Genomic DNA, 21800 nt, shown 5'->3' on the forward strand with positions numbered 1-21800 from the left:
CTCCAATTCGGTTCAGATCATCAGTGTTATTTACTATACCCGTCATCTTTCGAGCCGCAGCGTTGTTGGCTGCTCACACTCACCCCAGTCACTTACTTTAGTAAGCTCCTGGGGACTCCCGTGCTTGCCGCCTAGCTGCAACTCGAAAGCTATAGCGTATGTCGCACCGCTTTCTGCAAATGCGCGTTAAACGCCGGCGCATTCATAAAGCCGGTGACCCGCTGTGCGGTCAGCTCTTGGCCGGCGCCGTTGAAGAACAGAATGGTCGGCAATCCGAGGACCTGCAGGCGCTTCAGCAGCGCCGCCTGTTCGGCGTTGTTGGCGGTAACGTCCGCCTGCAGCAGCACCACGTTGGCCAGCTTAGCCTGAACCGCCGCATCGCTGAAGGTATATTTCTCGAACTCCTTGCAGGCGACGCACCAGTCGGCGTACAGATCCAGCATCACCGGCTTGCCCTGCGCCTGCTGCAGTGCCTGGTCGAGCTGCCCGACGTTCTCGATGCGGGTGAAGTTCAGGTGCGGCAGGTTGGCCTGTTGCGCGCCAGTGGCGCCGAACGCCCAGTCCTGCAGCGGCCGTGCGGCGATCACCGCCACCGCCAGCAACAGCAGCTGCAGCGCTCTGGCCCAGCCGCGGGAAGATTTCAGGCTCAGGGCGAAGGCCCAGCCGAAGAACGCCAGGCCGAGCAGGCTCCACAACCGCAATCCCCACAGCTCGCCGATCACCCGCTCCAGCAGGAAGACCGGCAGCGCCAGGATCACGAAGCCGAAGGCCTCTTTGACATACTGCATCCAGGGGCCGCTGCGCGGCAGCAGGCGGTTGCCGAACAGGGTGACGATCACCAGCGGAATGCCCATTCCCAGCGCGTAAAGATACAGCGTGCCGCCGCCGGCCCACATATTGCCGCTCTGGGCGATATACAGCAGGATGGCGCTCAGCGGCGCGGTGGTGCAGGGCGAACAAATCAGCCCGGCCAGCGCGCCCATCAGGAATACTCCGGCCAGCGAGCCGCCGCGCTGGGTGTTGCTCCAGTTGGCCAGGCGGGTCTGCAGCGCGGAAGGCAGCTGCAGCGAGTACAGGCCGAACATCGACAGCGCCAGGGCGATAAACAGCACCGACAGGCCGATCAGCACGTAGGGGTGCTGCAGCGCCGCCTGGAACTGCAGCCCGGCGGCGGCGACCACCAGCCCGAGCAGGGTGTAGGTCAACGCCATGCCCTGCACGTAAACCAGCGCCAGCGCCAGAATGCGCCCGCTGCCGTGCGGCCTTTCCCGGCCGAGGATGATGCCGGAAATAAGCGGATACATCGGCAGCACGCAGGGGGTGAAGGCGATGCCGATGCCGATCAGCAGCGCCCACAGCGGCGAGAACGGCAGGCTGGCGGGCGCCGGCTCTGCGGGTACGGGCGTCGGCAGTACGGCGGCGCTCACCGCATCCAGCGGGATCGTGCGGGTTTCCGGCGGGTAGCAGAAGCCGGCCTCGGCGCAGCCCTGATAGGTGACGCTCAGGCTGGCGTTGGCCGCCGCCTGCCGCAGCGGAATGCTCAGGTTAAGCTGCTGCTTGAAAATGGCGACCTCGCCGAAGAATTCATCCCGGTGGCTCAGCCCGTCCGGCAGCGTAAAGGCGCCCAGCTCCGCCCGCTGCGGCACCAGCTTGATCTGCTGTCGATACAGGTAATAGCCGGGGCGAATTTGCCAGTTCAGCGTCAGCTGGCTGCCTTGCTGTTTGAAATCGAAGGCGAAAGCCTGATCGACGGGCACGAACTGGCTGCCGCCGCTCTGGCCGAACAGCGAGGCCTGCGCCGCCTGCGGCAGGAAAAACAGGCTGCAGAGCAGCAAAATCAGTTTAATGAGGCGTTGATCCATAACAGGTAGTCTTTATCTCCGGCCATCACCGGCAGCACCAGCAGTTCGGGCGTCTGGTACGGGTGATGTTGTTTCAGGGTGTTGAGCAGAGCCTCTTGATGGCGGCGATCGCTTTTGAACAGCATCTGCACCTCGTATTCCTGTTCCAGTTTCCCTTCCCAGTAATACAGCGACGTCGCGCCGGGCAGCAGCGTGGCGCAGGCCGCCAGCTTTTCGCCCAGTACCCGCGCCGCCAGTTCCTGGGCGCTGGCTTCGTCGGGTGCGGTACAAAGTATGACGACAGCTTCGCAATCAGACATCTTCAGCCCTCTCATTGAGTCGTGTGGGCACTATACCCCGAAGGCGGATTGGCTAGAAGGCGAGTTTATCGCCAAAGGGGAAACCGGGGCCGCAGCCCCGGTCGGGGATTACAACATCAGGCTGCCCAGCAGGAAGCCGAATACCACCGCCAATATCACGCCGATGGTGCCGGGGATGAAGAACGGGTGGTTGAACACGAAGCGGCCGATGCGCGTGGTGCCGGTGTCGTCCATTTGCACCGCGGCGACCAACGTCGGGTAGGTCGGCAGGATGAACAGGCCGGATACGGCGGCGAAAGAGGCGACGGCGGTCAGCGGCGACACGTTCAGCGCCAGCGCCATCGGCATCAGCGCCTTGGCGGTGGCGGCCTGCGAGTACAGCAGCGCCGAGCAGAAGAAGAAGATCACCGCCAACAGCCACGGATGCGCCTGAATCACGCTGCCGGCCGTCTCTTTGATCCAGTCGATGTTGGCCTGCACGAAGGTGTCGCCCAGCCAGGCGACGCCCAGGATACAGATACAGGCGCTCATGCCGGCTTTGAAGGTGCTCGAGTTGAGCACCATGTCGGTATCGACGCGGCACAGCAGGGTGGTCAGGGTGGCGACGCTCAGCATGATGATCAGAATGGCGTTGGTGGTGTTCATCAGCGGTTTGGCCACCAGGCCCAGGCCCGGGCTGTTGATGATGGCGTAGGCCACCACGCACAGCACCCCCAGCAGGAACAGCAGCACCGAGGTCTTGGCGCGCGGTTTGATCGCCAGCGCGTTGTTGCCGCGCAGGGTGATCAGGCCTTCTTCCAGGCGCTTCAGGTAAACCGGGTCGTCAGACAGCCTGGAGTCGAACAGCCAGGTGACCAGCAGCGACATCACCAGCACGGCGCAGAAGGTTGAAGGCAGCACCACCATCAGCAAATGCAGGTAGCTGACGCCGTGGCCTTCCATCACCGAAGACATGTACACCACCGCGGCGGAAATCGGCGAAGCGGTGATGGCTATCTGGGCGGACACCACCGCGGTCGACAGCGGGCGGCAAGGCTTGATGCCCTGTTCTTTCGCCACTTCGGCAATCACCGGCAGCGCAGAGAGCGAGATATTGCCGGTGCCGGCGAAGATGGTCAGAAAATAGGTCACGATGGGGGCGAGTATGGTGATGTGCTTGGGGTTCTTGCGCAGCAATTTTTCGGTTTGCTGCACCAGATAATCCATCCCCCCGGCGACCTGCATGGCGGAGATCGCGGCGATCACCGCCATGATGATGGAGATCACGTCGAAGGGGATGCTGCCCGGCTTGACGCCGATCAACGCCAGGACCAATACCCCCAGCCCTCCGGCGAACCCGATACCGATACCGCCCAGCCTGGCACCTAAAAAGATGGCCAGCAGAACGATAACCAATTCCACGGCTAACATAGTGTCTACTCCTTAAGAAATGAAATAAATTGAAAATCAAACGTTAAAATTTTGTGGGCGCCGGAAAGTAAAAAGGCACGCTATCCAGGGGATTCAGCGTGCCTTTCGGGCTACCGGGTAGGGCTGTTATTGTTCATTTTCATCCGTATAGCGTTTGGCTTTGTAGGCCGGGTGCATCAGGTTCTCTACGGAGAAGATGTCATCCAGCTCGGCTTCGGTCAGCAGGCCGCGTTCCAGCACCACTTCGCGCACGCTCTTGCCGGTTTCGGCGCAGATCTTCCCGACGATGTCACCGTTGTGGTGGCCGATGAACGGGTTCAGATAGGTCACGATACCGATAGAGTTGAAGACGTAGTGCTCGCACACTTCTTTATTGGCGGTAATGCCGTTGATGCATTTTTCCAGCAGGTTATAGCAGGCGTTGGTCAGGATATGGACAGACTCGAACATCGCCTGGCCGATCACCGGCTCCATCACGTTCAACTGCAGCTGGCCAGCTTCGGCCGCCATGGTAACGCAAGTGTCGTTGCCAATCACCTTGAAACACACCTGATTGACCACTTCCGGCACCACCGGGTTCACCTTGGCCGGCATGATGGAAGAACCCGCCTGCAGCTCCGGCAGGTTGATTTCGTTCAGGCCGGCGCGCGGGCCGGAAGAGAGCAGGCGCAGGTCGTTGCAAATTTTGGACAGCTTGACCGCCAGGCGTTTCAGCGCGCTGTGCACCATCACGTAGGCGCCGCAGTCGGAGGTGGCTTCGATCAGGTCCTCCGCCGGCACCACCGGCAGGCCGCTGACTTCGGCCAGCTTCTGCACCGCCAGCGGCTGGTAGCCTTCCGGGGTGTTGAGCGCGGTGCCGATGGCGGTGGCGCCCAGGTTGACCTCCAGCAGCAGCTCCGCGGTGCGGTGCAGGTTGCGGGTTTCTTCGTTCAACAGCACGCTGAAAGCGTGGAATTCCTGGCCGAGAGTCATCGGCACCGCGTCCTGCAGCTGGGTGCGGCCCATCTTCAGGATGGTCTCGAACTCTTTCGCCTTGCGGTCAAAGCCTTCGCGCAGCTGGTTGATGGCGTCGATCAGTTTTTGATTGGAGGCGTACACCGCGATGCGGAAACCGGTCGGGTAGGCGTCGTTGGTGGACTGGCATTTATTGAGGTGGTCGTTGGGGTTCAGGTACTGGTATTCGCCTTTCTGGTGGCCCATCAGCTCCAGGCCGATGTTGGCCAGCACTTCGTTGGTGTTCATGTTCAGCGAGGTGCCGGCGCCGCCCTGGAACACGTCCACCGGGAACTGGTCCATGCATTTGCCTTTATCCAGCACTTCGTCACAGGCCTGAATGATGACGTCGGCGATCTTGCGCGGAATCGTTTTTAGTTCTTTATTCGCCATCGCCGCGGCTTTTTTCACCATCACCATGCCGCGCACAAACTCGGGAACATCGCTGATTTTGCTGTTGCTGATATAGAAGTTTTCAATCGCACGCAGAGTGTGAACACCGTAGTAGGCTTCTGCGGGGACTTCACGTGTTCCTAACAGGTCTTCTTCGATACGAATGTTGTTTGACATGAGAACCTTCTCTATGTGTTGCTGCCGAATTAATAATTTGTCAGGTAACTAATTTATGTTGCCGAAGGCTTGGGGCATGAAACGATTAACCATATCGCCCGTTGCTGCCCAGATCATATGCTGGTCAGTAATAAATGACTGAATCCAGATCACCTTATGATGCTTATAAAAACGCACTTTTCCGGTTCTGTGATCTCTTTCACGTTTGCTAACTTTAGCAATAAAAAAGGGCCTTTGGTTGAAATGGCCGGCGGATGTCCCCATTCTATTCGGGTCGGCCTTGAACGGCCTCCCTTTTCGCGCAGCCGCCTTAGAGCGGCTGCGCCTTACCTACCGATAGGAGAACCAGGTGCGCTGGTTACCGCTACTGCTGATATTTCTGCTGGCTTACATAGAAATATCCTTATTTATCAAAGTCGCCGCCGTGCTTGGCGTGGCTGTCACCCTGTTGCTGGTGGTGTTTACCTCCTGCGTCGGCATTTCGCTGGTGCGCAATCAGGGCATGAAAACCTTCGTGCAAATGCAGCAAAAACTGGCTGCCGGCGAAAGCCCGGCGGCGGAAATGGTGAAAAGCGTTTCGTTGGTGCTGGCGGGCTTCCTGCTGTTGGTGCCGGGCTTCTTCACCGATTTCCTCGGCCTGTTGCTGCTGCTGCCGCCGGTGCAAAAAACGCTGACGCTGAAGCTGATGCCGCATCTGTCGGTCTACCGCCCAGGCGGATGGGGCCCCGGCGGCGACGCCGCCAACGGCAACACCTTCGACGGCGAGTTCCAGCGTAAGGATGACGATCGCTACAGGCTGGAGCACCAGCCCGATGAGCGCGACAAGCGCAACGATCGCTAAAAAAACGCGGCTCGGGCCGCGTTTTTTGTTTCCGCCGCTGAGGATTGTCCTCAAAAGCGAAAATTTTTTTAGCTGGCCCCTTGAAGGGGGATGGAATGCCCCCATCTCAAATTCCACGAGGCCGGTAATAACAAAAATTCCGGTGAACAACCCTAAATCTGATAGAGACCTTCTTACAGGAGAGCGTTCAATGAGTATTCGTCCATTGCATGACCGCGTTATCGTCAAGCGCAAAGAAGTTGAATCAAAATCTGCTGGCGGCATCGTTCTGACTGGCTCTGCAGCGGGTAAATCTACTCGTGGTGAAGTGGTTGCAGTGGGTAAGGGGCGTGTGCTGGAAAGCGGCAACATCCAACCGCTGGATGTGAAAGTTGGCGATATCGTGATTTTCAACGACGGCTACGGCGTGAAAGCAGAGAAGATCGACAATGAAGAAGTGTTGATCATGTCCGAAAGCGACATTCTGGCAATTGTTGAAGCGTAATTGCGCTTTATCTTCTGAACTGAACGAGTTGAAGGGAAATACCAATGGCAGCTAAAGACGTAAAATTCGGCAACGACGCTCGCGTGAAAATGCTCCGCGGCGTGAATGTTCTCGCTGATGCAGTAAAAGTGACCCTGGGCCCGAAAGGCCGCAACGTAGTGCTGGATAAATCCTTCGGCGCGCCGACCATCACCAAAGACGGCGTATCCGTTGCCCGTGAAATCGAACTGGAAGACAAGTTCGAAAACATGGGTGCGCAAATGGTGAAAGAAGTTGCCTCCAAAGCGAACGACGCTGCAGGCGACGGCACCACCACCGCAACCGTACTGGCCCAATCCATCATCACCGAAGGCCTGAAAGCCGTGGCTGCCGGCATGAACCCGATGGATCTGAAGCGCGGCATCGACAAAGCCGTGGTCGCTGCGGTTGAAGAGCTGAAAAAACTGTCCGTACCTTGCTCCGACTCCAAAGCCATCGCACAGGTAGGCACCATCTCTGCAAACTCCGACGAAACCGTGGGTAAACTGATTGCAGAAGCGATGGAAAAAGTGGGCAAAGAAGGCGTCATCACCGTTGAAGAAGGCACCGGCCTGCAAGACGAGCTGGACGTGGTTGAAGGTATGCAGTTCGATCGCGGCTACCTGTCCCCTTACTTCATCAACAAGCCGGAAACCGGTTCTGTCGAGCTGGAAAGCCCGTTCATCCTGCTGGCTGACAAAAAAATCTCCAACATCCGCGAACTGCTGCCAGTGCTGGAAGCCGTGGCGAAAGCCGGCAAACCGCTGCTGATCGTCGCTGAAGATGTTGAAGGCGAAGCGCTGGCTACCCTGGTGGTCAACACCATGCGCGGCATCGTGAAAGTGGCTGCGGTTAAAGCGCCTGGCTTCGGCGACCGTCGTAAAGCCATGCTGCAGGACATCGCTACCCTGACTGCCGGTACCGTTATCTCTGAAGAGATCGGCCTGGAGCTGGAAAAAGCCACCCTGGAAGATCTGGGTCAGGCAAAACGCGTTGTGATCAACAAAGACACCACCATCATCATCGATGGCGTGGGCGACGAAGCCACCATTCAGGGCCGCGTTACCCAGATCCGTCAGCAGATCGAAGAAGCGACCTCTGACTACGATCGTGAAAAACTGCAGGAGCGCGTAGCTAAACTGGCCGGCGGCGTTGCCGTTATCAAAGTTGGCGCAGCCACTGAAGTTGAAATGAAAGAGAAGAAAGCCCGCGTTGAAGACGCCCTGCACGCAACCCGTGCTGCGGTGGAAGAAGGCGTGGTTGCCGGCGGCGGCGTTGCGCTGATCCGCGTGGCGGGCAAAATTGCCGGCCTGAAAGGCGACAACGAAGACCAGAACGTCGGTATCAAAGTTGCGCTGCGCGCGATGGAATCTCCACTGCGTCAGATCGTGATCAACGCCGGTGAAGAAGCCTCTGTTATCGCTAACAACGTGAAAGCGGGCGAAGGCAGCTACGGCTACAACGCTTACTCCGAAGAATACGGCGACATGATCGCGATGGGCATCCTGGATCCGACCAAAGTCACCCGTTCTGCTCTGCAGTACGCGGCTTCCGTGGCTGGCCTGATGATCACCACCGAGTGCATGGTTACCGATCTGCCTAAAGCTGACGCGCCTGACTTAGGCGGCGCCGGCGGCATGGGCGGCATGGGTGGCATGGGCGGCATGATGTAATCATCCCCCGCGCTCACGCGTGTTGAGAAACCCCGGTCTTCTGGCCGGGGTTTTTTATTTTGTGCTTTTTGCCGCACTGTATTTGATGATATTTTTGCAGCCCGAGGCGATTTAGCTGGTAAACTGATCGGTCTCAGCTGTCGCTCAAGACGTTGGCCAGCGTTCGGTGGCAACGGATGCTTAAGAGGTGGCAACGCTTTCTGATATACCCTATGAATTTCAAGTGACAGCCAGGCGCTTACTTGAGTAAGTCACTGGGGTTAGCGACAAATCTGTCGGGAACAGATTTGAACGCTGCTTGCAGCGGCCCCGGAGGGGCAAGACCCATGGATGGGCTTGTAAGCAGTCGACAAGGCTGCAACTTGAAAGACGACGGGTATAAGATTTTGCGTAATTCTCAACATCATATGGGGAACAAGATGCGGATTAAAGCCTTACTGGGTCTCTCGGCAGCCGTACTGCTGGCGGGTTGCAGCAACACTCATCAACTGACCGCTGCAGGTCAGCAGATTAAGTTCACCGACACCAAACCGGCGGCGGAATGCCAACTGTTGGGTGAAGTGACCGGCACCCAGAGCAACTGGCTGTCCGGCAACGGCGGCGAAGGCAGCTCGATGCGCGGTGCGGCTAACGATCTGCGCAACAAGGCGGCGGAAATGGGCGGCAACGTGATTTACGGCGCCAACAGCCCGAGCCAAAACCTGCTCTCGAGCTTCGCCCCGCTGGACAGCAAAATGGTCGGCCAGGTTTATAAGTGCCCATAAGGCACCGGCGCCGATAGCAGCGAACAAATAAAAAAAGAGGAATGCCCAGGCATTCCTCTTTTTGTTGCCCTCGCGGCGCTTCAGTTCTGCATCAGGTGCAGGTCGAGCGGCGTTTTGCTCGGTTTGCCGCCCACTTCGCGCGTCAGGCGCGGCACCATATAGCCGGAAACCTTGCTCAGCAGCGCCTGCATGATGGCGCGCGCTTCGTCGTCGCTGACCATGAAATGCGCCGCGCCCTGCACCTTGTCCAGCACGTGGATGTAATAGGGCAGAATGCCGGCGTCAAACAGCGCGTTGCTCAGCGCCGCCAGCGTGTCGGCGTCGTCGTTGATGCCGCGCAGCAGCACGCTTTGATTGAGCAGCGTCACCCCGGCCAGCTTCAGCTGCGCCATGGCGGCCTGCAGCTCGCGGTCGATCTCGTTGGCGTGGTTGATATGGGTCACCATCAGCACCTGCAGGCGCGATGCCGACAGCCGCCGGCACAGATCGGGGGTAATGCGCGCCGGGATCACCACCGGCAGCCGGGTGTGAATGCGCAGGCGCTTCAGGTGCGGGATGGCTTCCAGCTCGCCGATCAGCCAGTCCAGTTCGCTGTCTTTCGCCATCAGCGGATCGCCGCCGGAGAAAATAATTTCATCCAGTTCCGGGTGTTGGCGGATATAATCCAGCGCCTGACGCCAGTTGGCCTTGTTGCCCTGGTTGTCCTGATACGGGAAATGGCGGCGGAAACAGTAGCGGCAGTTGACCGCACAGCCGCCCTTGACCAGCAGCAGCGCGCGATTGCGGTATTTGTGCAGCAGGCCGGGCACCACGCTGCGCTGTTCATCCAGCGGGTCAGTGGTGAAGCCGGGAGCGTTGATGAATTCTTCTTTGACGGTCAGCACCTGGCGCAGCAGGGGGTCATTGGCATCGCCCGGCCGCATGCGCGCGGCAAAGGCGCGCGGCACTCGCAGCGCGAATAGCCGGCGGGCATCGCGCCCCTGCGGCAGTTCCGGGTGCGTATTCAGTGACAAAAGCTGCAGTAATTCATCAGGATCGGTAATAACATCGGCGAGTTGATGCAACCAATCTTCTCTATATGCCGTAGTTCGGGTTATAATGTGTGCCATTTTTTTGGCTAAGCTACCAGTTCAAATATTCAGAGGGCCATCATGGCGACTTATTCTAGCAACGATTTCCGTCCGGGTCTTAAAATCATGTTCGAGGGCGAACCTTACGCCGTCGAGTCAAGCGAGTTCGTTAAACCTGGTAAAGGCCAGGCGTTCGCCCGCGTAAAAATGCGCCGTCTGCTGACCGGCACCCGCGTGGAAAAAACCTTTAAATCTACCGACTCTTGCGAAGGCGCGGACGTAGTAGACACCAACATGAACTACCTGTACACCGACGGCGAGTTCTATCACTTCATGCACCCAGAGACCTTCGAACAGCATCAGGTCGACGGCAAAACCGTATCCGACGCGGCAAAATGGCTGCAGGACAATGCGGAATGTATCATCACCCTGTGGGACGGCCGTCCTATCGCCGTTCAGCCGCCGAACTTCATCGAAGCGGAAATCACTGATACCGATCCAGGCCTGAAAGGCGATACCGCCGGTACCGGCGGCAAGCCTGCGACCCTGAGCACCGGCGCCGTGGTTAAAGTGCCATTGTTCGTGCAGATTGGCGAAGTTGTCCGCGTTGACACCCGCTCTGGCGAATACGTATCTCGCGTTAAATAAGTTTCAAGGCAGAGGAACCCCCGCGGTTCCTCTGTTTTATCCCTTCCCGTCGACCGTTGGCAGAAAATTCGCATGATGAAGAAAACGCTGTTGGCCGTGATCTCCCTGTTGCTGCTGGCATCCCTAAGCGGCTGTAATACGTTTCGCGGCTTTGGCGAAGACGTTCAACACCTTGGCGGCGCTATCTCGCGCACGGCCAGCTAAAAGCATTAACTCCACTTATCATTTAGACCAAAAAAACGCCATTTTAAACAGCGGCGTGCGTCAATGTTTACTAAGCTTAGAAGGCCGTACTTTTTCATCACGACAAATAAGGACTTTCCTATGCTGAAGAAAAGTATTATCGCCATTTTCTCTTTGATGATTTTGAGCTCATTGACCGCATGCAACACCACCAAGGGCGTGGGTGAAGATATCCAGGCCGGGGGCCAGGCCATTCAGCGCAGCGCGGAATAAGCGTGTTTCCAGACTCCGGTGGTATTCCATAAGCAGTAACGCCCGGTTCGTTTTGTGGAATACCGCTTTATGCCCGCCTTTCCGCGTTTGTCTTGCTGCGTTATAATTGCCCGGCATTTGTCATCAAGCTGAACGGGACGACCTGTTCACGCGTCATTACATCGGGGACGACCCCATGCTTATGGAGGCCGTCTCATGGCCTGGATTATTCTGCTTATCGCCGGTTTGCTCGAAGTGGTATGGGCTATCGGTCTGAAATACACCCAGGGTTTCACCCGCCTCACGCCCAGCATCATTACCGTCGCCGCGATGGTGGTCAGCATGTTGCTGCTGGCCAACGCCATGAAAACGCTGCCCGCCGGCACCGCCTATGCGGTCTGGACCGGCATCGGCGCGGTGGGGGCAGCGATTATGGGGATGATATTGCTGGGCGAATCGACCAATATCGCGCGCATCATCAGCCTGTGCCTGATTGTGGTCGGGATACTTGGCCTGAAGTTCAGCAGCCACTGATAACTCCAGTCACCTACCTAAAACAGGCGGCCAACGGACATTGGCCGCCGCAGCGGTTTACAGGGTGACGACCCCGATCAGGGTTACGACGCTGAGGATCGCCGCCAGCCCGTAGAACACCCATTTGCCGGCCGGCACGTGGATCTTCAGGTCATGCATGGCGTGGTGGATGCGGTGCAGGCCGCACCACAGCGGCAGAATGATCATCAGCAGCAGGAACAGGCGGCCGATCAGGCTCTGGCAGAACGCCAGCACCCGCTCATAGTCCAGCGCCTCGCCGGGGTACAGCCCCAGCGGCAGCAGTATGCCGACCAGCAGCACGATGGCCGGCGCGACTATCGCGCCCCACATGCCGCCGGCGCCGAACAACCCCCAGAAAACCGGCTCGTCGGAGCGTTTAGGTGCTTGATTTATCATGTTTCCTCCGGATTACATCAGGGCGACGGCCAGAATGATCACGCTGACCACCAGGGTGACCGCCCACAGCCCTTTGACGATCGGTCCGGGCCCCATTTTTTCGCTGTTAACCACGATATTGGCGGCTTTCGGCGCCAGATCGAACCAGGTTTTGGTATGCAATGCCGCCGCCAGCAGCGCGACGATGTTGAGCAGCAGCACCAGCGGGTTTTGCAAAAAACCGACGAAAGCGGCCCAGCTTTCCGCGCCGCCCTTCAGCGCGAACACGCCGTACAGCAGCACGATGCTGAACCACACCGCCAATACCGACGTGCCTTCACGCAGCATGTAGAAGCGATAGAAGCCGAGTTTCTGCCACCAGGTGGGCGTCATGGTGCGCACATAGGGCTTACGTTGTGTTGTCATGGCAATTTTTCTCCCTTATTGCGGCTTCAGCATGGCGATCATGAAGTCTTTGGCGCTTTCCACCTTGCCCTGCTGGATGGCGGCGGCCGGATCGACGTGTTTCGGACAGACTTCGGAGCAATAGCCGACAAAGGTGCAGCTCCAGACGCCGTTTTGACCGTTGAGCTGCGGCATGCGCTGTTTCTTGCCGCGGTCGCGGTTGTCCAGGTTGTAACGGTGCGCCAGGGTGATCGCCGCCGGGCCGATAAACTCCGGATTGAGGCCGAATTGCGGGCAGGCGGCGTAGCACAGGCCGCAGTTGATGCAGCCGGAGAACTGGTGATATTTTGCCATCTGCGCCGGAGTCTGTACGTTCGGGCCTTCTTCCGGTGTGCGGTCGTTGCCGATGATGTAGGGCTTAATCGCCTCCAGGCTCTCGATAAAGTGGGTCATGTCGACCACCAGATCGCGCTCGATGGGGAAATTGCCCAGCGCCTCGACCTTCATGCCGCCGGTGTATTCCCGCAGGAAGGTTTTGCACGCCAACTTCGGCACCCGGTTGACCATCATGCCGCAGGAGCCGCAGATCGCCATGCGGCAGGACCAGCGGTAGGAAAGGTCAGGCGCCAGGTTGTCCTTGATGTAACCCAGCGCGTCGAGCAGCGAGGTCTGTTCATCGTAAGGCACGGCGTAGGTCTCGAAATGCGGCTCGGCGTCGCGTTCCGGGTTATAGCGCATGACTTCGATTTTCAGGGTTTTCATCTCAGCCATTGGCCTGCTCCTTATCCTTTTTCTCCTGCGCATCGGCTTCGGCGCCGTAAACGCGTTTGGCCGGCGGCAGCTTGGTGATTTTCACTTCGCTGTATTCCAGCCGCGGCGCACCGGCCGGGTTGTGGAACGCCAGCGTATGTTTGAGGAAGTTGACGTCGTCGCGCTCGGTGCAGCCCTCATCCAGACGTTGGTGCGCGCCGCGCGATTCCTTGCGGTTGAAGGCGGAGTGCGCCATGCATTCGGCGACGTCCAGGCCGTAGCCCAGCTCGATGCTGTACAACAGATCGGTATTGAACACGCTGGAGCTGTCGGTGATTTTGACCCGTTTGAAACGTTCCTTCAGCTCGGCCAGCTTATCGATGGTTTTTTGCATCAGCTCCGGCGTGCGGTAGATGCCGCAGCCTTCTTCCATCGACAGGCCCATTTCGTCGCGAATTTTCGACCAGTTTTCGCTGCCTTCCTGTTTCATCAGGTTGCTCAGCCGGGTTTCGACGTCGCGGCCCTGGGCGTCCAGCGCGTTGCCGTTGGCCGGGCCGCTTTCCAGCGCGCGGCGCGCGGCGTGTTCGCCGGCCACCCGGCCGAATACCACCAGTTCAGCCAGCGAGTTGGAGCCGAGGCGATTGGCGCCGTGCAGGCCGACGGAAGAGCATTCGCCGACCGCGAACAGCCCCTTGATGCGGGTTTCGCAGTGTTGATCGGTTTCGATGCCGCCCATGGTGTAGTGCGCGGTGGGGCGCACCGGGATCGGATCCTTCACCGGATCGACGCCGACGTAGGCCTTGGCCAGCTCGCAGATAAACGGCAGCCGCTCCAGCAGCTTTTTCTCGCCCAGGTGGCGCAGGTCCAGATAGACCACGTCGCCGCGCGGGGTGGCGACGGTGCGCCCGGCGCGCCATTCGTGCCAGAAGGCCTGCGAAACTTTATCGCGCGGGCCCAGCTCCATATATTTGTTTCTCGGTTCGCCCAGCGGCGTTTCCGGCCCCATGCCGTAGTCCTGCAGGTAGCGGTAGCCGTCCTTGTTGACCAGGATGCCGCCTTCGCCGCGGCAGCCTTCGGTCATCAGGATGCCGGAGCCGGGCAGGCCGGTCGGGTGGTACTGCACGAACTCCATATCGCGCAGCGGCACGCCGTGGTGGAACGCCATGCCCATGCCGTCACCGGTGACGATGCCGCCGTTGGTGTTGTAGCGGTACACGCGCCCGGCGCCGCCGGTGGCCATCACCACCGCATTGGCGCGGATCTGCACGCGGGTGCCTTCCATCATGTTCATTGCCACCAGGCCGCGCGCCTGGCCGTCGTCCACCAGAATGTCCAGCACGAAGTGCTCGTCGAAACGCTGGATTTGCGGGTATTTCAGCGAGGTCTGGAACAGGGTGTGCAGCATATGGAAGCCGGTTTTGTCGGCGGCGAACCAGGTGCGTTCGATCTTCATGCCGCCGAAGCGCCGCACGTTGACCGAGCCGTCCGGTTTGCGGCTCCAGGGGCAGCCCCATTGTTCCAGCTGGGTCATTTCACGCGGGCACTGGTGCACGAAATGGTCGACCACGTCCTGCTCGCACAGCCAGTCGCCGCCGGCGACGGTGTCGTTGAAGTGGTAGTCGTAAGAATCGTGATCCTGAGTGACGGCGGCGGAGCCCCCCTCGGCGGCGACCGTATGGCTGCGCATCGGATAGACTTTAGAGATCAGCGCGATTTTCAGTTGAGGGTTGGCTTCCGCTGCGGCTATTGCTGCACGTAAACCAGCGCCCCCGGCCCCAATAATGGCAAGATCGGCGTTAAAGGTTTGCACTGCATTCCTCCAATGTTCGGTTAAGAACGGCAAGTTAAATATCTATGCTTAAAATTTAATGAAACGCTTCGGGTGCTAACTAATTGAACCGATTGATGTTAATTAAAGGTTAAGGATAGGTATCTCCCACCATTTGTGGGGAATTAACTATACCTAAAGTTAAGTAGGGGAAATTTGATGTGATCGATTGTTTTGTCGATTAATCGTTAGCCGACAGGCTGTTCTGCCATGACGGCGCGTTCAGCGTGCGTTCGCCTTTTTATCGCCCTTTTTGCCGCCCGATTGTCGGAAATCGACGCCGCTGCGGCCCGCCGACCCTGAAGAATTTGTTTGCGTGCCGGGATACGAGTAGACTGCATCCCCTGTTTGATTTCGGAGTAATTACCATGAGCGAAACGGCAAGCTGGCAGCCAAGTGCACCCATCGCCAATTTGTTGAAACGCGCAGCGATCCTGGCTGAGATCCGGCGTTTCTTCGCCGATCGTGGCGTGCTGGAAGTTGAGACGCCCACCATGAGCCAGGCGACGGTTACCGATATTCACCTGTTCCCGTTCCAGACGCGCTTCGTCGGGCCGGGCGCGGCGGACGGCCTGACGCTGTACATGATGACCAGCCCGGAATATCACATGAAGCGCCTGCTGGCGGCGGGCAGCGGCCCGATCTATCAAATGGGGCGCAGCTTCCGCAATGAAGAGGCCGGGCGGCATCACAACCCGGAATTCACCATGCTGGAATGGTACCGTCCGCATTACGACATGTACCGGCTGATGAATGAAGTGGACGATTTGCTGCAGCAGGTGCTGGACTGCGACAGTGCGGAAACCCTGTCTTATCAGCAGGCGTTCCTGCGCCATTTGGATCTCGACCCGCTGTCGGCGGAGAAGGCGCAGCTGCGGGAAGCGGCGGCCAAGCTCGATCTGAGCAACATCGCCGATACCGAAGAAGACCGCGACACGCTGCTGCAGCTGCTGTTCACCGTTGGGGTGGAGCCGCACATCGGCCGCGAAAAGCCGGCCTTTGTTTATCACTTCCCGGCCAGCCAGGCGGCGTTGGCGGAGATCAGCACCGAGGACCACCGCGTGGCGGAACGTTTCGAGGTGTATTTCAAGGGTATCGAACTGGCGAACGGCTTCCGTGAACTGACCGACAGTCGCGAACAGCGCCAGCGCTTCGAGCAGGACAACCGCAAGCGCGCGGAGCGCGGCCTGCCGCAGCACCCGATCGACAACAACCTGCTGGACGCGCTGCAACACGGCATGCCGGAATGTTCCGGGGTGGCGCTGGGCGTCGACCGCCTGGTGATGCTGGCGTTGGGCGCCGAGAGCCTGAGCGAGGTGCTCGCCTTCCCGGTAGGGCGCGCATAGGATATCTTGTGGTGATAAAAGGGTTCGGTGTTGCATTGCACGCCGAACCCTTTTTGCATTATGCGCTTACAGGCCGCCGGATTCGCGTTTGGTGTTGGGCGGCGGGGTGGAAGCCGGCGTGCGGCCATTGCTGGTCAGCCGCGACAGCGTTTCGCTGCGCACCTGGAACGGCGGGTACGGCAGGGTGATGCCGTGTTCGCGGTAGCCCGCCAGGATCAGCTGGTGGATCTCGTGGCGCAGCGGCATGCGGTGGCCCATTTCGGCCGCGTAGATACGCATCTCGAAGATCTGAATGCCCTGCTGCAGATCGACCAGGTATACCTCCGGCGCCGGGTTGTCCAGCACCAGCGAGCAGCGCTCGGCGGCGTTGGTCAGGATCTTGGTGATCTCTTCGCTGTTGGCATCGGCCGGGGCCGGCACCGTGAGCACCACGCGAGTCAGGTTGTCCGACAGCGACCAGTTGACGAATTGCTCGGTGATAAAGGCTTTGTTCGGCACGATGATCTCTTTGCGGTCCCAGTCCGAGATGGTGGTGGCGCGGGTGTTGATCTTGGTGACGGTGCCGGTCAGATTCCTGATCGTCACCGTATCGCCGATGCGGATCGGTTTCTCGAACAGGATGATCAGGCCGGAGATGAAGTTGGAGAAGATCTCCTGCATGCCGAAGCCCAACCCCACGCTGAGCGCGGTCACCACCCACTGCAGCTTCGACCATTCGATGCCGATCCAGGAAAAACTGAGGATGGCGCCGAACAGCAACAGCAAATATTTGGTGATGGTGGTGATGGCGTAGCCGGTGCCCGGCGTCAAATCCAGGTGCTGCAGCACCGCCAGCTCCAACAGCGCCGGCAGGTTGCGCACCAGCTGCATGGTGACGATCAGCACCAGGATGGCGATCAATATCGCGCCGAGGGTGATCGGATGCGCCGTTTCCACGCCGTTGACCGTCGAGGTGACATCCCACAGCGAGATGTTTTCCAGGAAGGCGAAGGCGGAATGGATCTCCGACCACAGCACGATCACCGACACCAGCGCGATCATCGTCAGGATCGAGCGCACCAGCCGCAGCGACTGCGCGCTGATGGTGTCCAGATCGATCTCTGAATAATCCGTATCCATCGCGCCTTCGGTGCTGTTCGGCGTGTGCGGCGTTTCTTCTTCGCCGCGGGCGCGCTGGGCCAGAATGTCGGCGCGACGCTGTTTGGCGCGGTCGAAGGCGATGCGTCGCCGCTGGATCAGCATCCAGCGGCGAATGATATGGTAAACCACCAGCAGGAAGAACCAGATCGCCACCGAGGTTTCCAGTCGGGCCAGCAGCGCCTGCGAGGTGGTGAGGTAGCCGACGCAGGAGGCCAGCGCGGCCAGCAGCGGCGCCGACAGCAGCAGCCCCCACAGCGCGGTGTTGACCATGTTCTCGCCGGAGCCGTTTTTGTCCAGATACAGCGGAATGCCGGCGCGTTTCAGGCTGTTGGTGACGATGGCCAGCGCCAGACACAGCAGGATAAAGCACAGCCGGCCCAGGGTATTGGCAAACTCGCGCTCTTTCAGACTGTCGAAGGTGATCAGCGCCATGATCAGCGGCACGATCAGCCAGATCGACATCTTGTAGTAGCGCATGGCGCGCGAAACCTGCTTCACCGGCCAGCGGAAGTGAACGATAAACAGCCCCTGCGGATGAGCGAAGGCGGCGCAGATCATGCACACCCACAGGATCGGCAGCGTGGCGGTAACCCCTTTGCCGATCGCCTCCGCCACCGGGTAGTTCCAGGCGCTCTGCAGGCCAAAACCGAGCGCCGCCCACAGCACCGGCAGCGGCAGCGCCACCAGAATCGACCAGAATACCGTGCGCACCGTCAGGAAGAACTCATCCTGCGTCACCTTGCCCACCCGGCTGCTGGCGCGCGCCAGGAAGGCGTGATAGTGCTTGCGCGAGCTGATGCTGAAAATCACCAGCAGCAGAGCGCCGAAGATCGGGACCAGGGTTTCGCGGCTGGTCACCATCATCATAAAGGCGCCGCCGAGCTGCGCCAGCGTATCCAGCGACAGCAGGCGCGTCAGATCGTGCGCGACGTTAATCGGGTAGGACAGGGAGACCGGATTGACGTCCGGCACCCAGAACAGATAGCGGTGGGTGGCGTCCCTGATTTCGTTCAGCGCTTCAATCAGCTGGGTGTTGGCCACCTTCAGCTTGGTCAGCTCGAGGATTTGGGTGTCGCAGCCGGACAGCAGCGAATTCAGCAGCTCGCGCTGGGTGCGCAGCTGGGCCTCGACGATGCGGCGTTCCGCACTGCTCAGCTCGCTGCCGTCGTCGCGCTTGAATTCGCGCTGCGACAGCTTCTCCAGCTGGCTCTCGAACTGCAGCCGCTGCACGCGCAGCTGGGCCATATCGCCGTCCAGCTGCTGAGGCTTGGGCATTTCCGGCAGGGTGGCGACCTGGGCGCGCAGGGTTTCCCCCAGCGCCGACGAGGAACCGAGCCACTGGGCCTGTTCGATGATGGTGCTCAACGCCTGCCGCACCTGCAGCGTTTGCGCCGCGGCCTGACGTTGCTGGGATGAGATCAGGTCCATGCGTTGGGCCTGGCTGTTCAGCGCGGCGGAAAGCTGGCGGTTGATCTGCAGCTGCTGGCTGATGCTTTTCGGCAGATCGCCATTCTGCTCGGCTAACTGTTCGGTTTTTTCCAACGCCAGTTCGGCTTCGCGTTGGCGCTGGGCATTGAGATTGTTGCGCAGCGCCTGCAGCTGGATGTCGATCTTCTCATGGCGCGTTTTGTAAACGTCGGCGCGCATCCGCGCCAGCTCCTGGCGGTTGTTGGCCGACAGCTGCGCCAGCTCCAGCTCGTCCACTTTGGCCTTGCGCGCCGCGGCTTCGGCCTGCAGCAGCGCCAGCGCCGCCTGGGCGTGCGGGGTGGTCGGGTTGGCGGGCTGTGCCTGCAGACGGCGCTGCACTTCGGTCAGCGAACGGCGGGCGTCGGTCTGCTGCTGCGGCAGCTGGCCCAGCGAATCGCTGATCTCCCGCGTGCGGTCCTGTTCCTGTTGCAACAGGCGCGCCTGTTCCAGCAGCAGGCTGCTGGCCTGCAGGATTTGCTGTTCCAGATCGCTGGCCGGCAGGTTTTCGCCGTTCGGCAGGATCTTGTTTTCTTCCAGCGTCAGCTGACGGCGCAGCTCCTGCGTCATCTTGGGGAAATCATCGATCACCCGCTGATACTGCTCGGAACGCGTCATCGACTCCTTGCGTTCCGCCAGCCAGTTGAGAGCGCTTTGCAGCGCCTCGGTGGTTTCCGCCTGATTAGGCGCGTTCTTGTTGCCCTCCGCCTGCTTCAACTCTTGTTTGAGCTGATTCTCGGTGGGTACCGTGGCGGCCAGCGCCGGTTGAAACAGCAAACAACCGAGCAGTAGCGTGATAATCAGGCGCACAGCGTCAATTCCTTCAGATCTGCGGTGATTCAGCGGTGGCAGGCGCGGCCGCGATTTCGGCGAAGGCTTCGCCCATGCGGGTGACGGTGCCGTTATTCAGCTGCGGAGCGAACTGCACGCTGTCTGCGGTGAACAGGTTGATCACCGTCGAGCCGAGCTTGAAGCGGCCCATTTCGGCGCCTTTCTCCAGCGCGACGGCGCCTTCTTCCCCTTCGGCGGGGTAGGTCCAGCGTTTGATGATGCCTTCGCGCGGCGGCGTGACGGTGCCGGCCCAGACGGTTTCAATGCTGCCGACGATGGTGGCGCCGACCAGGATCTGCACCATGGGGCCGATGGCGGTATCAAACAGGCAGATGACGCGCTCGTTGCGCGCGAACAGGTTCGGCACGTTGGCGGCGGTGAGCGGGTTGACCGAGAACAGATCGCCCGGTACGTAGATCATTTCGCGCAGCACGCCGGCGCAGGGCATGTGCACGCGGTGGTAGTCGCGCGGCGCCAGGTAGGTGGTGGCGAACAGGCCGTGGCGGAACGGCTCCGCCAGCATATGGTTGCCGGCCAGCAGCGCTTCCAGGCTGTAGTGATGGCCTTTGGCCTGGAAGATCTGATCGTCGCGGATCGGGCCGAGCTGGCTGATGGCGCCGTCGGCGGGCAGCGCCAGCCAGCGGGCGTCTTCGATGATGGGCCGCGCGCCGTCGCGCAGCGGACGCACGAAGAAGTCGTTGAAGGTGGCGTAGGAGGTCAGGTCCGGATTTTGCGCTTCCTGCATATTCACGCGGTAATAGCGGGCGAAGGCCTTCACCACCAACTGGGTCAGCCAGCCGGCCTGTTTATCCGCGCCCCAGCCCGCCAGGCGAGTCAGAGCCAGCTTCGGTAGCCAATACTGCAATTTAATCTTGATGCTATCCAGCACGTTAACCTCTTGAATAAGGGTAAAGGGCGCGCATTGTAACCCTGGCTCCGCCACAGTCAACGCCGCCCGTCATGATCAGTCTGCGGCGTCCGTCAGGTTCTTGCGAACCTTCACCTGCGCCATGCTTTCCAGTATGCGGTGGTAGTTGTCGAAACGCTCTTTCGCGATATCGCCTTTTTCCATCGCCGCGCGGATGGCGCAGCCTGGATCGGTGTCGTGGCGGCAGTCGCGGAACTTGCAACCGCCTAAATAGTCACGGAATTCGACAAAGCCCTGGGTGATTTGTTCCGGCTCCAGGTGCCACAGGCCAAACTCACGCACGCCCGGCGAATCGATCACGTCGCCGCCGTGCTGGAAATGGTACAGCCGCGCGGCGGTGGTGGTATGTTGCCCCAGCCCCGACACGTCGGAAACCTGATTTACCAGAATTTGCTCTTTGGACGGCGGCAGCAGGGCGTTCAGCAGGCTGGACTTGCCGACCCCGGACTGGCCGGCGAAGATGCTGATGCGCCCGACCAGCGCCTGTTCAAACGCCTCCATGCCTTCACGCGTCTGGCTGGAGACTTCCAGCACCCGATAACCGATTTTGCGGTAGGTATCCATCATGCCGTCGACCCGCTTGCGCGCTTCGGCGTCCAGCAGATCAATTTTGTTCAATACGATCAGCGGTTCGACTTCCAGCGTTTCGCAAGCCACCAGATAGCGATCGACGATGTTCAGCGAAAGCTCGGGCAGGATCGCCGAAACGATGACGATCTGATTGATATTGGCGGCGATCGGTTTTACGCCGTCATAGAAGTCGGGACGGGTCAGCACCGAGCTGCGCTCGTGCACCGCTTCGACGATGCCCTTAACCCCTTCATGGCTGCCGACGCCGGGGCGCCACACCACGCGATCGCCGGTCACCAGCGATCGCAAGGTGCGACGAATGTTGCAGCGGTGCTGGGAGCCATCCGCCGCTTCAACGTCGGCGTGCATCCCGAAGCGGCTGATCACGATGCCGTCCTGCGGCTCGCCCAATTGGGAATCATCCAGCTCGGGTTTGTTATCAGTGCGCTTCAGGCGGCGCTGATGGTTCGCCTGCACGCGGCGTTGTTGACCTTTGGACAGTTTGTTCTTGCTCACTGCGCCTCACTTGAATCGGCTTTTA

21 protein-coding genes are annotated in these 21800 nt (G+C 59.8%); 9 read left to right on the forward strand and 12 right to left on the reverse strand.

Translation table 11 applies throughout. From position 1 onward, the window contains the following. Positions 1 to 149 precede the first annotated feature (149 nt). The 4 genes from CKW09_RS02125 to aspA form a co-directional block, all read right to left on the reverse strand. Positions 150 to 1862: a protein-disulfide reductase DsbD gene (locus CKW09_RS02125; RefSeq protein WP_095095402.1), complete on the reverse strand. Its 1713-nt coding sequence runs from the start codon at positions 1860 to 1862 to the stop codon at positions 150 to 152. After that, complete coding sequence (gene cutA / locus CKW09_RS02130) at positions 1838 to 2161, reverse strand: divalent cation tolerance protein CutA (protein ID WP_061800724.1); 324 nt, start codon at positions 2159 to 2161, stop codon at positions 1838 to 1840. Before cutA ends, CKW09_RS02125 begins: the two co-directional genes overlap by 25 nt. A gap of 108 nt (positions 2162 to 2269) precedes the next feature. Next, a complete protein-coding gene (locus CKW09_RS02135; protein ID WP_095095405.1) occupies positions 2270 to 3571 on the reverse strand; it encodes an anaerobic C4-dicarboxylate transporter in 1302 nt (433 codons plus the stop codon). A gap of 126 nt (positions 3572 to 3697) precedes the next feature. Next, a complete protein-coding gene (gene aspA, locus CKW09_RS02140) occupies positions 3698 to 5134 on the reverse strand; it encodes an aspartate ammonia-lyase (RefSeq protein WP_061800720.1) in 1437 nt (478 codons plus the stop codon). Positions 5135 to 5483: 349 nt separating this feature from the next. Here aspA and CKW09_RS02145 point away from each other — a divergent pair, with 349 nt between their 5' ends. From CKW09_RS02145 to CKW09_RS02160, 4 genes are all read left to right on the forward strand, one after another. Beyond that, complete coding sequence (locus tag CKW09_RS02145) at positions 5484 to 5975, forward strand: FxsA family protein (protein ID WP_095095408.1); 492 nt, start codon at positions 5484 to 5486, stop codon at positions 5973 to 5975. A 190-nt stretch (positions 5976 to 6165) separates the two neighbouring features. Beyond that, a complete protein-coding gene (locus tag CKW09_RS02150; protein WP_004952634.1) occupies positions 6166 to 6459 on the forward strand; it encodes a co-chaperone GroES in 294 nt (97 codons plus the stop codon). Positions 6460 to 6503: 44 nt separating this feature from the next. Continuing rightward, positions 6504 to 8150, forward strand: coding sequence for a chaperonin GroEL (groL, locus tag CKW09_RS02155; protein WP_061800525.1), 1647 nt, complete (start codon positions 6504 to 6506; stop codon positions 8148 to 8150). 419 nt (positions 8151 to 8569) lie between these two features. Then, positions 8570 to 8914 (forward strand): DUF4156 domain-containing protein, encoded by a 345-nt coding sequence (locus tag CKW09_RS02160; RefSeq protein WP_061800523.1) that lies wholly within the window; start codon positions 8570 to 8572, stop codon positions 8912 to 8914. An 80-nt stretch (positions 8915 to 8994) separates the two neighbouring features. On the opposite strand, the gene epmB is transcribed toward CKW09_RS02160, so the two are convergent. Then, positions 8995 to 10023 carry an EF-P beta-lysylation protein EpmB gene (gene epmB / locus CKW09_RS02165; RefSeq protein WP_061800521.1) on the reverse strand — a complete coding sequence of 343 codons (1029 nt, stop codon included), beginning with the start codon at positions 10021 to 10023 and terminating at the stop codon, positions 8995 to 8997. A 42-nt stretch (positions 10024 to 10065) separates the two neighbouring features. Between epmB and efp the strand changes: the two genes are divergently transcribed. The 4 genes from efp to sugE all read left to right on the forward strand — a co-directional run bounded on the left by efp (position 10066) and on the right by sugE (position 11601). Beyond that, positions 10066 to 10632 carry an elongation factor P gene (gene efp, locus CKW09_RS02170; protein ID WP_061800519.1) on the forward strand — a complete coding sequence of 189 codons (567 nt, stop codon included), beginning with the start codon at positions 10066 to 10068 and terminating at the stop codon, positions 10630 to 10632. 72 nt (positions 10633 to 10704) lie between these two features. After that, a complete protein-coding gene (locus CKW09_RS02175) occupies positions 10705 to 10836 on the forward strand; it encodes an entericidin A/B family lipoprotein (RefSeq protein WP_061800517.1) in 132 nt (43 codons plus the stop codon). Between the two features lie 120 nt (positions 10837 to 10956). Then, a complete protein-coding gene (locus CKW09_RS02180) occupies positions 10957 to 11088 on the forward strand; it encodes an entericidin A/B family lipoprotein (protein ID WP_061800515.1) in 132 nt (43 codons plus the stop codon). A 195-nt stretch (positions 11089 to 11283) separates the two neighbouring features. Beyond that, positions 11284 to 11601, forward strand: a complete 318-nt coding sequence (sugE, locus tag CKW09_RS02185; RefSeq protein WP_061800513.1) for a quaternary ammonium compound efflux SMR transporter SugE — start codon at positions 11284 to 11286, stop codon at positions 11599 to 11601. Between the two features lie 57 nt (positions 11602 to 11658). Here the strand turns inward: sugE and frdD are convergent, their stop codons facing one another. Genes frdD through frdA form a run of 4 tightly spaced genes read right to left on the reverse strand, consistent with a single transcriptional unit; the run spans position 11659 to position 14962 of the window. Then, entirely contained in the window at positions 11659 to 12018 is a 360-nt protein-coding gene (gene frdD, locus CKW09_RS02190) for a fumarate reductase subunit FrdD (RefSeq protein WP_061800512.1), read from the reverse strand. A gap of 12 nt (positions 12019 to 12030) precedes the next feature. Next, complete coding sequence (gene frdC / locus CKW09_RS02195) at positions 12031 to 12423, reverse strand: fumarate reductase subunit FrdC (RefSeq protein WP_061800511.1); 393 nt, start codon at positions 12421 to 12423, stop codon at positions 12031 to 12033. 15 nt (positions 12424 to 12438) lie between these two features. Then, positions 12439 to 13173 carry a succinate dehydrogenase/fumarate reductase iron-sulfur subunit gene (locus tag CKW09_RS02200; protein ID WP_061800510.1) on the reverse strand — a complete coding sequence of 245 codons (735 nt, stop codon included), beginning with the start codon at positions 13171 to 13173 and terminating at the stop codon, positions 12439 to 12441. Continuing rightward, the gene (gene frdA / locus CKW09_RS02205; protein ID WP_061800509.1) at positions 13166 to 14962 is read right to left on the reverse strand and encodes a fumarate reductase (quinol) flavoprotein subunit; all 1797 of its coding nucleotides are present in this window, start codon (positions 14960 to 14962) and stop codon (positions 13166 to 13168) included. The genes CKW09_RS02200 and frdA overlap by 8 nt, the downstream gene beginning before the upstream one ends. 386 nt (positions 14963 to 15348) lie before the next feature. Here frdA and epmA point away from each other — a divergent pair, with 386 nt between their 5' ends. Then, positions 15349 to 16326, forward strand: coding sequence for an elongation factor P--(R)-beta-lysine ligase (gene epmA, locus CKW09_RS02210; RefSeq protein ID WP_061800507.1), 978 nt, complete (start codon positions 15349 to 15351; stop codon positions 16324 to 16326). 66 nt (positions 16327 to 16392) lie between these two features. Here the strand turns inward: epmA and mscM are convergent, their stop codons facing one another. The 3 genes from mscM to rsgA form a co-directional block, all read right to left on the reverse strand. After that, on the reverse strand, positions 16393 to 19740 hold the full coding sequence (gene mscM / locus CKW09_RS02215) for a miniconductance mechanosensitive channel MscM (RefSeq protein WP_061800506.1): 3348 nt from the start codon (positions 19738 to 19740) through the stop codon (positions 16393 to 16395). A gap of 13 nt (positions 19741 to 19753) precedes the next feature. Then, a complete protein-coding gene (asd, locus tag CKW09_RS02220) occupies positions 19754 to 20650 on the reverse strand; it encodes an archaetidylserine decarboxylase (RefSeq protein ID WP_061800505.1) in 897 nt (298 codons plus the stop codon). A gap of 75 nt (positions 20651 to 20725) precedes the next feature. Then, a complete protein-coding gene (gene rsgA / locus CKW09_RS02225) occupies positions 20726 to 21775 on the reverse strand; it encodes a small ribosomal subunit biogenesis GTPase RsgA (protein WP_061800504.1) in 1050 nt (349 codons plus the stop codon). Positions 21776 to 21800 lie beyond the last annotated feature (25 nt).

This window comes from Serratia ficaria (genome assembly GCF_900187015.1).
Taxonomy (GTDB): domain Bacteria; phylum Pseudomonadota; class Gammaproteobacteria; order Enterobacterales; family Enterobacteriaceae; genus Serratia; species Serratia ficaria.

Bases quoted from the DNA above. Each gene is read 5' to 3' on its own strand.
- CKW09_RS02200 (WP_061800510.1), bottom strand. From the start codon at position 13,173: ATGGCTGAGATGAAAACCCTGAAAATCGAAGTCATGCGCTATAACCCG.
- efp (WP_061800519.1), top strand. From the start codon at position 10,066: ATGGCGACTTATTCTAGCAACGATTTCCGTCCGGGTCTTAAAATCATG.
- frdD (WP_061800512.1), bottom strand. From the start codon at position 12,018: ATGATAAATCAAGCACCTAAACGCTCCGACGAGCCGGTTTTCTGGGGG.
- groL (WP_061800525.1), top strand. From the start codon at position 6,504: ATGGCAGCTAAAGACGTAAAATTCGGCAACGACGCTCGCGTGAAAATG.
- cutA (WP_061800724.1), bottom strand. From the start codon at position 2,161: ATGTCTGATTGCGAAGCTGTCGTCATACTTTGTACCGCACCCGACGAA.
- frdC (WP_061800511.1), bottom strand. From the start codon at position 12,423: ATGACAACACAACGTAAGCCCTATGTGCGCACCATGACGCCCACCTGG.
- CKW09_RS02175 (WP_061800517.1), top strand. From the start codon at position 10,705: ATGATGAAGAAAACGCTGTTGGCCGTGATCTCCCTGTTGCTGCTGGCA.
- epmA (WP_061800507.1), top strand. From the start codon at position 15,349: ATGAGCGAAACGGCAAGCTGGCAGCCAAGTGCACCCATCGCCAATTTG.
- aspA (WP_061800720.1), bottom strand. From the start codon at position 5,134: ATGTCAAACAACATTCGTATCGAAGAAGACCTGTTAGGAACACGTGAA.
- CKW09_RS02160 (WP_061800523.1), top strand. From the start codon at position 8,570: ATGCGGATTAAAGCCTTACTGGGTCTCTCGGCAGCCGTACTGCTGGCG.
- CKW09_RS02180 (WP_061800515.1), top strand. From the start codon at position 10,957: ATGCTGAAGAAAAGTATTATCGCCATTTTCTCTTTGATGATTTTGAGC.
- sugE (WP_061800513.1), top strand. From the start codon at position 11,284: ATGGCCTGGATTATTCTGCTTATCGCCGGTTTGCTCGAAGTGGTATGG.
- CKW09_RS02150 (WP_004952634.1), top strand. From the start codon at position 6,166: ATGAGTATTCGTCCATTGCATGACCGCGTTATCGTCAAGCGCAAAGAA.
- epmB (WP_061800521.1), bottom strand. From the start codon at position 10,023: ATGGCACACATTATAACCCGAACTACGGCATATAGAGAAGATTGGTTG.
- CKW09_RS02135 (WP_095095405.1), bottom strand. From the start codon at position 3,571: ATGTTAGCCGTGGAATTGGTTATCGTTCTGCTGGCCATCTTTTTAGGT.
- CKW09_RS02125 (WP_095095402.1), bottom strand. From the start codon at position 1,862: ATGGATCAACGCCTCATTAAACTGATTTTGCTGCTCTGCAGCCTGTTT.